Annotated in this window: 7 protein-coding genes; 2 read left to right on the top strand and 5 right to left on the bottom strand. The window is 68.9% G+C overall.

Annotation, left to right across the window (positions count from 1 at the left end; all coding sequences use genetic code 11):
* A partial coding sequence (locus MKP05_RS03975; RefSeq protein ID WP_240567127.1) for a thiamine pyrophosphate-binding protein occupies nucleotides 1-757 on the bottom strand: 757 nt, incomplete at its 3' end.
* Between the two features lie 16 nt (nucleotides 758-773).
* Nucleotides 774-1733 carry a transaldolase gene (gene tal / locus MKP05_RS03970; RefSeq protein ID WP_240567126.1) on the bottom strand — a complete coding sequence of 320 codons (960 nt, stop codon included), beginning with the start codon at nucleotides 1731-1733 and terminating at the stop codon, nucleotides 774-776.
* Between the two features lie 347 nt (nucleotides 1734-2080).
* On the opposite strand from tal, the gene rpiB reads away from it, so the two are divergent.
* Both rpiB and MKP05_RS03960 read left to right on the top strand, forming a co-directional pair.
* Entirely contained in the window at nucleotides 2081-2560 is a 480-nt protein-coding gene (gene rpiB / locus MKP05_RS03965) for a ribose 5-phosphate isomerase B (RefSeq protein WP_240567125.1), read from the top strand.
* Between the two features lie 69 nt (nucleotides 2561-2629).
* Nucleotides 2630-3607: a sugar-binding transcriptional regulator gene (locus MKP05_RS03960; protein WP_110282554.1), complete on the top strand. Its 978-nt coding sequence runs from the start codon at nucleotides 2630-2632 to the stop codon at nucleotides 3605-3607.
* Between the two features lie 107 nt (nucleotides 3608-3714).
* On the opposite strand, the gene ugpC is transcribed toward MKP05_RS03960, so the two are convergent.
* From ugpC to malT, 3 genes are all read right to left on the bottom strand, one after another.
* Nucleotides 3715-4830, bottom strand: coding sequence for a sn-glycerol-3-phosphate ABC transporter ATP-binding protein UgpC (gene ugpC, locus MKP05_RS03955; RefSeq protein ID WP_240567124.1), 1116 nt, complete (start codon nucleotides 4828-4830; stop codon nucleotides 3715-3717).
* On the bottom strand, nucleotides 4818-6488 hold the full coding sequence (locus tag MKP05_RS03950; protein ID WP_240567123.1) for an alpha-glucosidase: 1671 nt from the start codon (nucleotides 6486-6488) through the stop codon (nucleotides 4818-4820). The genes ugpC and MKP05_RS03950 overlap by 13 nt, the downstream gene beginning before the upstream one ends.
* 132 nt (nucleotides 6489-6620) lie before the next feature.
* Nucleotides 6621-9344, bottom strand: coding sequence for an HTH-type transcriptional regulator MalT (malT, locus tag MKP05_RS03945; protein ID WP_240567122.1), 2724 nt, complete (start codon nucleotides 9342-9344; stop codon nucleotides 6621-6623).
* Nucleotides 9345-9478 lie beyond the last annotated feature (134 nt).

Raw genomic sequence — 9478 nt, 5'->3', positions numbered from 1 at the left:
CGCCGAAGCCGATGACGGTCTGGCAGATGATCAGGCTGGGCTTGTCGTCGTGCTGCTTGGCCAGTTCGATGGCCGCCTGGATCTCTTCCGGCTTGTGGCCGTCGACCCGGGGCACCACGTGCCAGCCGTAGGCCGCGAAGCGCTGGGCGGTGTCGTCGGTGAACCAGCCCTCGACCTCGCCGTCGATGGAGATGCCGTTGTCGTCGTAGAAGACCACCAGCTTGCCCAGGCCCTGGGTGCCGGCCAGCGACGCCACCTCGTGGGAGATGCCCTCCATCAGGCAGCCGTCGCCGACGAAGCACCAGGTGTGGTGGTCGACGATGGCGTGGCCGGGGCGGTTGAACTGGGCGGCGAGGGTCTTCTCGGCGAGCGCCATGCCCACGGCGTTGGCCAGGCCCTGGCCGAGCGGGCCGGTGGTGGTCTCGATGCCCGGGGCATAGCCGAACTCGGGGTGGCCGGGGGTCTTGGAATGCAGCTGGCGGAAGTTCTGCAGCTGCTCGAGGTCGAGGTCGAGGTCGTAGCCGGTGAGGTGGAGCAGCGAGTAGAGCAGCATGGAGCCGTGGCCGTTGGAGAGCACGAAGCGGTCGCGGTCGGGCCAGGTCGGGTCGGCCGGGTTGTGCTTGAGGTGGTCGTTCCACAGCACCTCGGCGATGTCGGCCATGCCCATGGGGGCGCCCGGGTGGCCGGAGTTGGCCTTCTGGACGGCGTCCATGGAGAGGGCGCGAATGGCATTGGCCAGTTCGAAACGGGACGGCATTGCGATACTCCTGCGGTCAGTGGGCGGCGAGACGGTCGGCGATCAGAGCCTCGAGGCGGGCCTGGTCCTCGGCGAAGCGGCGGATGCCCTCGGCCAGCTTGTCGTTGGCCATGGCGTCCTGGTTGTGGCCCCAGCGGAACGCGGGCTCGGTGAGCGGTGCCGGCCGTGACCCGCTGGCGGATTCCGGGGTCACCCGGCGCTCCACCTCGCCGTCGCTGGCGGCGAGCTCCTCGAGCAGCGCCGGCGAGATGGTCAGCCGCGGGCAACCGGCCAGCGCCAGCACCTGGCCGGTGGTGCGGAAGCTCGCGCCCATCACCACGGTGTCGTAGCCGCCCCGGCTCGCGCGGGCGCAGACGCCGTGCACGAACTGCACGCCCGGGTCCTCGTCCGGGGTGTAGTCGCGCCCGGTCGCCTGCTTGTACCAGTCGGTGACCCGACCGACGAAGGGCGAGACCAGGAACACCCCGGCATCGAAGCAGGCCTGGGCCTGGGCGTCGCTGAACAGCAGGGTCAGGTTGCAGTTGATGCCTTCGCGTTCCAGCACCTCGGCGGCGCGGATGCCTTCCCAGGTCGAGGCCAGCTTGATCAGCACCCGATCGCGACCGACACCGCGCTTCTCGTACAGCGCGATCAGCTCGTGGGCCTTGCGGATGCTGGCCTGGGTGTCGAAGGACAGCTTGGCGGCCACCTCGGTGGAGACGCGGCCGGGCACCACCTTGGCGATCTCGCTGCCCATGGCCACGGCGAGGGCATCGACGGCCTGCTCCGCCTGGACCTGGCGATCACCGGTCTCGGCCATGATCGAGGCCAGTTCCATGTCGATCAGCGACTGGTAATCGGGCAGCTCGAAGGCCTTGAGGATCAGCGAGGGATTGGTGGTGGCGTCCTGGGGCCGGTAGCGCTGGATGGCGCTCAGGTCGCCGGTGTCGGCGACCACCAGGGAGTGCTGTTTGAGAGCGTCGAGTCGAGTTGTCATGGCATGGGCTCCTGTTGTGGCGTAGCGACGATGTTCTTATGAACTGTTGATGATCATATGTTTGATCCTTCCGCCATAAAAGTCAAGGAGTGCTGGAGAGGGGAAGGGGTGGGGATGTTGGGCGGCCCTGGTGGTGGTTGCCGTGCATGCATGTATATATCTGATATTAGTTGATTTTATCTTTGTGTCCACCCGGGGCGGCGGTTGGGCAGCGGAGGGGTGGAGGTGTCTCATCTGAACGCAAGCTTTACAAATGTTCATTTGGTGATATGTTGAGAAGTGAGAGCAGAGCGATGGGCTTCCTCACCGCTCACTTCCCGTCTTCCTGTTCATAGAGGTGTTCAGACATGTCCAGCAACGATAAGACCCTCCGTGTGGCCATCGGTGGGGATGAGGCCGCCTTTCAGCTCAAGGAAGTGCTGATCGAGCACCTGCGCTCCCTGGGTCACGAGGTCGATGATTTCGGTACCTACGATGCCGAACCGATCCTGTACCCCGATGTGGCGGTCGCGGTGGCGCAGGCGATTGCCGAGGGGCGCTTCGATCGCGGCATCCTGGTCTGTGGCACCGGCATCGGGGTGGCGATTGCGGCGAACAAGGTGCCGGGGATTCGGGCGGCCCAGGCCCACGACACCTATTCCGCGGGCAAGGCCAGGACCAGCAACGATGCCCAGATCGTCACCCTCGGTGCGCGGGTGGTGGGGCCGGAGCTCGCCAAGAGCATCGTCACGACCTTCCTGGACAACGACTTCCCGGGCGGCGCCTCGGCCGCCAAGCTGGCGCGTATTCAGGAATACGAGCGTGGGCTGCCCCATTCGCGACTCTGATCACGACGCCTGGGGGGTGTGCTATCGTGTCCCGCTTGTCGAGAACCCGAGGCTTGTGGGACCCATGTCATGAATGAGCGTGTCGAGAATGCCGATATCGATCTGATGACCGAAATCGCCACCCTCTACTATGTGGAGGGTGAGACCCAGGAGGTCATCGCCAAGCGGCTGGGGATCTCGCGCGTGCGGGTCGGGCGCCTGCTCAAGCGGGCCCAGGCGGAGGGGATCGTCGATGTGCGGGTGCGCCAGCACCCCGCCGTCAGTGCCGAGATCGAACGGGAGTTGAAGCGTCGCTTCGGCATCAAGCGCGCACTGATCGCGCTGGATCAAGGCGACGCCGACGCCCAGCGTTCGGCGGTGGCCAGCCTGGTGGCGGATCATCTGTCGCGCAGCCTGGTGGAGGGCAGCATCGTCACCGTGGGCATGGGGCGTAATGTCGGCGCGGTCGCCGACAATGTGTTCACGCAGGGCGAACGGCAGTGCTCCTTCGTCTGCGCCATCGGCGGGTCCCAGCGGGCCGGCGAGTACATGAATCCCGACCATATCTGCCGCCGCCTGGCGGTGAGGTTCGGCGGCGATAGCGAGACGCTCTACGCCCCCGCCCTGGTGCAGAGCACGGCACTGCGCGACGAACTCTACGAGAACCACACGGTCAGGCAGACCCTGGACCGCGCTCGTCGCGCCGACTTCGCGCTGGTCGGCGTCGGCGACCTCAGCGAGGACAGCAACATGGTACGCATGGGCTGGTTCTCTCCCCAGGAGATCGCCGAGGCGCGCCTCTCCGGCACGGTGGGCGACATCATGGGTTGCCACTTCATCGATATCCATGGCCGGCCTTCGGCCACGCCCATGCAGGGGCGCGTGATCGGGCTCGGCCTCACCGATCTGGCGCGCATACCCGATGTCATCGCCATCGCCAGCGAGAACACCAAGGCGGCGGGCATTCTCGGCGCACTGCGCACCGGGGTAGTGGATACCCTGGCCACCAGTGCGACCAATGCGCATACCATACTGCGCCTCGATGAGGCGACGATGGTGGAGCCTTGACGCCCCGCTCGACGTTGCACCGGCTCACTCTCTCACGACGAAGCGCCCCGGGCTCCATGAGCCCGGGGCGTTGTCGTGGGGGAGGTGGGGAGTCGTGGCGGCGTGGCTCAGTGGGTCACGCCGGGAATTGGCACCTGGCGCGGGCAGGCGTCGCCATCGGGGCCGAACAGGTGGCAGCGCTCACCGGCGAGCCCCAGTGCGATGGCCTGGTCATCCTCGAGGTGGGTCAGGCCGTCGAGGCGCTGGGTGATGGTCGCCGCGACGCCGTCGAGGCGCAGGTGGGCGAGGGTCTCGTAGCCGAGCTTCTCGGCGACCATCAGCCGGGCCCGCAGGCGCACCTCGGCCTGGTCGGGGGCGACGAAGTCCTCGGCGCGCACGCCGAGCGTGGCGCTGTCGCCGGCCCTGAGGCGTGCCCCGTCCACCGCCACGGCCAGGGTGTCGCCGCTCGGCAGGCGCACGGCGGTGCGCTGGCGGCCCGGGTCGACCACCGTGACCGGCAGGGTGTTGATGCGCGGCGAGCCGATGAACTCGGCGACCTCGAGGGTCCTGGGGAAGTGGTAGAGCGACAGCGGGGGGCCGACCTGGGCGATGCGCCCGCGCGCGAGCAGCACGATGCGATCGGCGAGCGTCATGGCCTCGACCTGGTCGTGGGTCACGTAGATCATGGTGGCGCGCAGGCGCCGGTGCAGCTCGGCGATCTGCACCCGCATGTCGACGCGCAGGGCGGCGTCGAGGTTCGAGAGCGGCTCGTCGAACAGGAACACCGCCGGTTCCTTGACCAGGGTGCGGCCGATGGCCACCCGCTGGCGCTGGCCGCCGGAGAGGTCCTTGGGTCGGCGCTCGAGCAGTTCGGTGAGGTGCAGCATCTCGGCGGCATGGTCCACGCGGCGGCGGATCTCGGCCTTGTCGGTACGGGCGAGCTTCAGGCCGAAGGCCATGTTCTCGGCCACGCTCATGTGCGGATAGAGGGCGTAGGACTGGAACACCATGCCGATGTCCCGCTCCTGGGGCGGGATCTCGTTGATGCGCTCGCCGTTCAGGCACATCTCGCCGCGGGTGATGTCCTCGAGCCCGGCGATCATGCGCAGCAGGGTCGACTTGCCGCAGCCCGAGGGGCCGACGAAGACGACGAATTCGCCATCCTCGATGGCCAGGTCGATGTCCCGCGAGATCTCGACCCCGTCGTAGTCCTTGCCGATGTCTTCGAGTGTCAGGCGTCCCATGACAGTTCCTCCTCGGCGGGGCAGCGCGCGATGGCGATGCCGTAGGGTGGCAGCGTCAACTGGCCATCGGCCCAGCGGCCGTTGACCAGGGCCGGCGCCGCCTCCAGTGCCGCGGCGGATGCCGGGGCCGGGAGCGTGCGGGCCTCGCCCGAGAAGTTGAGCGCCACCAGCAGGCGCTGGTCGCCATGGGTGCGCTCCAGGCATAGCACCTCGTCGCGTACCGGCTGGTAGCGGACCGCCCCCTTGACCAGCGCCGGCTGCTCGCGCCGGAAGGCCAGGAAGGCGCGGGTGGCGTTGAGCAGCGACTCGGGATCGGCGTCCTGGCGGTCCACCGCCAGGTCCAGGTGCTCATCGGGCACCGGCAGCCAGGGCGCCGCGCCGGAGAAGCCGCCATGGCGGGCATCGGCCTGCCACGGCATGGGCGTGCGACAGCCATCGCGGCCCTTGTAGGACGGCCAGAAGGTGATCCCGGCGGGGTCGACCAACTGCTCGAAGGTCAGTTCGGCCTCGGTCAGCCCCAGCTCCTCGCCCTGGTAGAGGCAGACGCTGCCGCGCTGGGTGAGCAGGAAGGCCAGGTAGAGACGCAGGGCGGCCTGGTCGCCCTCGGCCTGCCAGCGGGTGGCCAGGCGCGTCACGTCGTGGTTGCCCAGCGCCCAGCAGGGCCAGCCGTCGCCGATGCGCGCCTCCATCTCGGAGAGGGTCTCGTGCAGGTAGTGCGGGTCGGCGGTCTCGGTCAGCAGGTTGAAGGAGTAGCACATGTGCAGGCGATTGCCGCCCTGGGTGTATTCGGCCATCACGCCCAGGGAGTCGTCGTCGCCCACCTCGCCGACGCTGGTGGTGCCGGGATACTCGTCGAGCAGGGCACGCAGCCGTTCCAGGAACACCAGGTTCTCGGGCTGGGTCTTGTCGTGGATGTGCCGCTGGAAACCGTAGGGGTTGTCCGGGCGCACGCCGATGGCGCCTTCCTCGATCAGCGTCGAGGGCGGGTTGTCCTCGAGCGCACCATGGGTGCAAAAGTTGACGGCATCCAGGCGGAAACCGTCGACGCCGCGCTCCAGCCAGAAGCGCACCTCGCCGAGGATCGCCTCGACGACGTCGGGGTGGCGGAAGTTGAGGTCCGGCTGCTCGACCAGGAAGTTGTGCAGGTAGTACTGGCAGCGGCGGGTGTCCCACTGCCAGGCGGGCCCGCCGAACACCGACTGCCAGTTGGTCGGCGGCGAGCCGTCGGGGCGCGCGTCGGCCCACACGTACCAGTCGGCCCGGGGATTGTCGCGGCTTGCCCGGCTCTCCTCGAACCAGGGGTGCTGGTCGGAGGTGTGGGAGAGCACCTGGTCGATGGTCACCTTGAGGCCGCGGGCGTGGGCGGCCTCCACCAGGCGGTCGAAGTCCTCCAGGGTGCCGAACATCGGATCGACGCCCCGGTAGTCGCTGACGTCGTAGCCGAAGTCCTTCATCGGCGAGGTGAAGAAGGGCGACAGCCAGATGGCGTCGACATTGAGCGAGGCGATGTAGTCGAGCTTGTCGATCACGCCCTGCAGGTCGCCGATGCCATCATCGTTGGCATCCATGAAGCTGCGCGGGTAGATCTGGTAGATCACCGCGCCGCGCCACCAGTCGGCGCCGTGCTTGCCGAAATAGGGGGAAGTCTCTGTGGTCATGCACCTTGTCCTTGTCGTGGGCCCCGCGCGGGCGTGAGCCGTAGGAAAAAACGTCAGGCTTATGGTGGCGGCAGTGTCGGCCAGGGACATCCTCCCGAAGGGAGGAGGGACGGCGTAGAGGGGGGGAGGAGCCTACTCCCCCCGAATCCGGGCGAGCAGGTCGCCGGCCAGGGCAATGGCTTCCTCGCGGCGGCGGATGTTCTGCTTCTGGTAGAGGCTCCTGATATGGGTCTTGATGGTGGTCGGGGCCACCGCGAGCTGCTCGGCGATCTGCTCGTTGGAGAGCCCGGCATGGATCAGGCCAAGGATCTGCCACTCGCGGCGGGTCAGCGGCGAGGTGCGGATCAGCTCGGGGACGTCGGGGCGCGAGACGATGTCGGCGATCACCGATTCGTCGAGCATCAGCCTGATGCCGCGGCCGAAGTCGCGCTGGCGGCCGGCCAGCTCGACGAGCCGCCGCGCCCGGGCAGTGGCCAGGTCGTCGAGCCGGTCGGTCGCCAGCAGGGCCTGCAGCATCTCGCCTAGGGGGCGGCCGAGGCGCAGGAAACTGCCGACCAGGGCCGTGCGGGAGGCGAGCTCCAGGGCCTGGGCGAGATGCTCCAGCGCCGCCTCGTGCCGGCCGCGCTGCCACTCCAGGGCGGCCAGGCAGAGCCGGTTGCGATTGGCGTCGGTGACCAGGCCGAGGCGTTCGGTCCGCGCTTCCAGGGCCGTCAGCAGGGCATGGGCCTCGTCATGCCGGCCGAGCAGGGTCAGGGCGCGGGCATGGTTGCGCAGGTTGCACTGGGCGAAGTGGTTGCTGGCCGTTGCCGGGTCGCCCGGCGGGGCCTCCTGCCACCAACGGGCCACGGCATCGAGGTCCTCGGTGGACTGCCACCAGGCCAGCAGGGTGGCGTGGGCATTGGCCAGCCAGTCGATGTGATAGTCGCCCTCGGCGAGGATCTTGCGCAGGCGGCGGATATGGTCGGCGCACTGGGCCTGGTCGCCACGGGCCTGGGCCACCTTGGCCAGGCTGATGTGACACTGCAGGCTCCAGCGCTCGCCCTGGTTGTCGAGCACGGCGATACCCTTCAGCGCCGCCTGCTCGGATTCGTCCAGCCGGTGCCACTCCCACAGCAGCTGGCTACGGATACGGTAGAGGAACTCCGAGACCGGCAGGCGATACAGTCCGCTCTGTTCGACGTGGGCGATGGCCCGTTCCTGGACGTCGAAGGCGGCCTGCAGTCGCCCCTGGGCGACCAGGGTCTCCGACTGGTGGCAGAGCGACCAGAGCCGTAGCTGATCGTCGCCGATGCGCCCCGCCTCGCGTTCCACCTCGGCGATGCGCTCGAGGGACTCGGCGAGATGCCCCTGCACGAAGCGCGACTCGGCCAGGATCGCCGCCGCCGAGACCGGCGTGGCCGCGAGATAGCGGGCGGGCCGGGTCAGCGCACGCTCGGCCAGGGGGGCGGCCCGTTCGGCGTCGCCCTGGTTGATGGCCAACTGGGCACGCAGGGTGGCGAACTCGGCGGCGAGCTCCTGCCACGCCGGCGTCTCGAGTTGGGCCTCTATCCAGTCGATGGCCTGCCGCGTGCGCGAGAACTGGTACTGGGCGTGGGTGACCCAGCCGTGCAGCAGCGTCAAGTGTGGCGAGGCGGCAAGGCGTGTGTCGCCCAGGCTCGCCAGTGCCCGGGCCATCAGCGAGAAGTGGCCATTGGCCAGCAGGTGGGGGCCGTGTTCCTCGAGCAGGGCGGTCAGCGCCTCGGGGTCGTCCGCCTCGATGGCCTGACCCAGGGCCATGGCCGGGTCGTGCAGCGCCAGCCAGGCCTGGCTGGCACGCCGGTGCAGCTGGCGCTGGGTTTCCGGGCTCAGCTCGTCGCGGCGATGGCGCAGGTAGCCGGCGAACAGCCAATGGAAGCGGAACCACTGGTCATGGGGATCGAGCCGCTGAAGGAAGAGGCCGCGCCGCTCCAGCGCCTCGAGGCGCTGGAAGACCCGGTCGCCCTCGACCAGGCGGGCCACCAGGGCCGGCGAGAAGCGCTCTAGCACGCCGAGCTGGAGCAGCAGCCGGCGATCCGGTTCGTCGAGCGACTGTTGCAGCAGGTCGTCGAACCAGGCGACGAAGTCGGGGTGGGCGCCGCCGAGGCGGTCGACCAGACTGTCGAAGCCGGCCCGGGTCGTGGTACGTTCGATCAGCCAGGCCAGCGCCATGACCCAGCCCTCGGTGCGACGCAGGGCGCGCTCGAGACTGACCCGGGTGGGCGGGAAGCTGAGCTGCTCGGCGCACAGGGTCTGGGCCTCCTCCAGGTCGAAGGCCAGGTCGAGCAGGCCGATCTCCTCGAGCTCGCCACGCAGGCGCAGCGCCGGGAGGCCCAATGCCGGGCGAGTGCGCGAGATCAGCGTCAGCGTCAGCCAGGCCGGCTGGTGGCGCAGCCAGTGACTGAGCCCCGCGAGGATGTCGGGGTGCGAGAGGTGCTCGAACTCGTCGATCACCAGCCGGCAGGGCTCGGCGACCTCGGGCAGCGCGGTGAGCCAGGCCTCCACGGCGGCGTCGAAGCCCTGGCCGTCGTGCGGCACCGGGGCGCGTGCCAGTGGCTCGCTGGCCGATGCGTCGCGGCAGAGCGCCGCCAGGGCGGCATGGAAGTAGCCGGCAAAGCGTGCCGGATCGTCGTCGCGCTCGTCCAGTCGCAGCCAGACGGCCCGCTGCTCCAGGGCCGGCAGGCGTTCGGCCACGAGCGTGCTCTTGCCGTAACCGGGCGGTGCCTGCACCACCAGCACGCGGATGCGCTCGTCGAGCACGAAACGATCATTGAGGCGCGGGCGTGCCACCAGCGACGGTGGCAGGGGCGGCGGTGCGAGTTTTTCCTGGATTAGCGGCATCGGGTTCGGGGTCGGGTCCTGGGTGGAACGGGGCACCCCAGTATGCCCGAGCGGCACCGACCCGGGAGCGGGTTACGACGAAGGTCAAAGGCAAGTCGCCGGTAATGCGCTATGCTGCCGCCCATGTCGTAAGG

The organism is Halomonas flagellata, from assembly GCF_022487945.1.
GTDB classification, from domain to species: Bacteria; Pseudomonadota; Gammaproteobacteria; order Pseudomonadales; family Halomonadaceae; genus Halomonas; species Halomonas flagellata.
The sequence above is the reverse complement of the archived record's forward strand: the minus strand, read 5'-3'. Positions and strand labels throughout refer to the sequence as shown.

Coding starts and splice junctions, on each gene's coding strand:
- tal (WP_240567126.1), bottom strand. CDS start 1,733: ATGACAACTCGACTCGACGCTCTCAAACAGCACTCCCTGGTGGTCGCC.
- malT (WP_240567122.1), bottom strand. CDS start 9,344: ATGCCGCTAATCCAGGAAAAACTCGCACCGCCGCCCCTGCCACCGTCG.
- MKP05_RS03960 (WP_110282554.1), top strand. CDS start 2,630: ATGAATGAGCGTGTCGAGAATGCCGATATCGATCTGATGACCGAAATC.
- MKP05_RS03950 (WP_240567123.1), bottom strand. CDS start 6,488: ATGACCACAGAGACTTCCCCCTATTTCGGCAAGCACGGCGCCGACTGG.
- rpiB (WP_240567125.1), top strand. CDS start 2,081: ATGTCCAGCAACGATAAGACCCTCCGTGTGGCCATCGGTGGGGATGAG.
- ugpC (WP_240567124.1), bottom strand. CDS start 4,830: ATGGGACGCCTGACACTCGAAGACATCGGCAAGGACTACGACGGGGTC.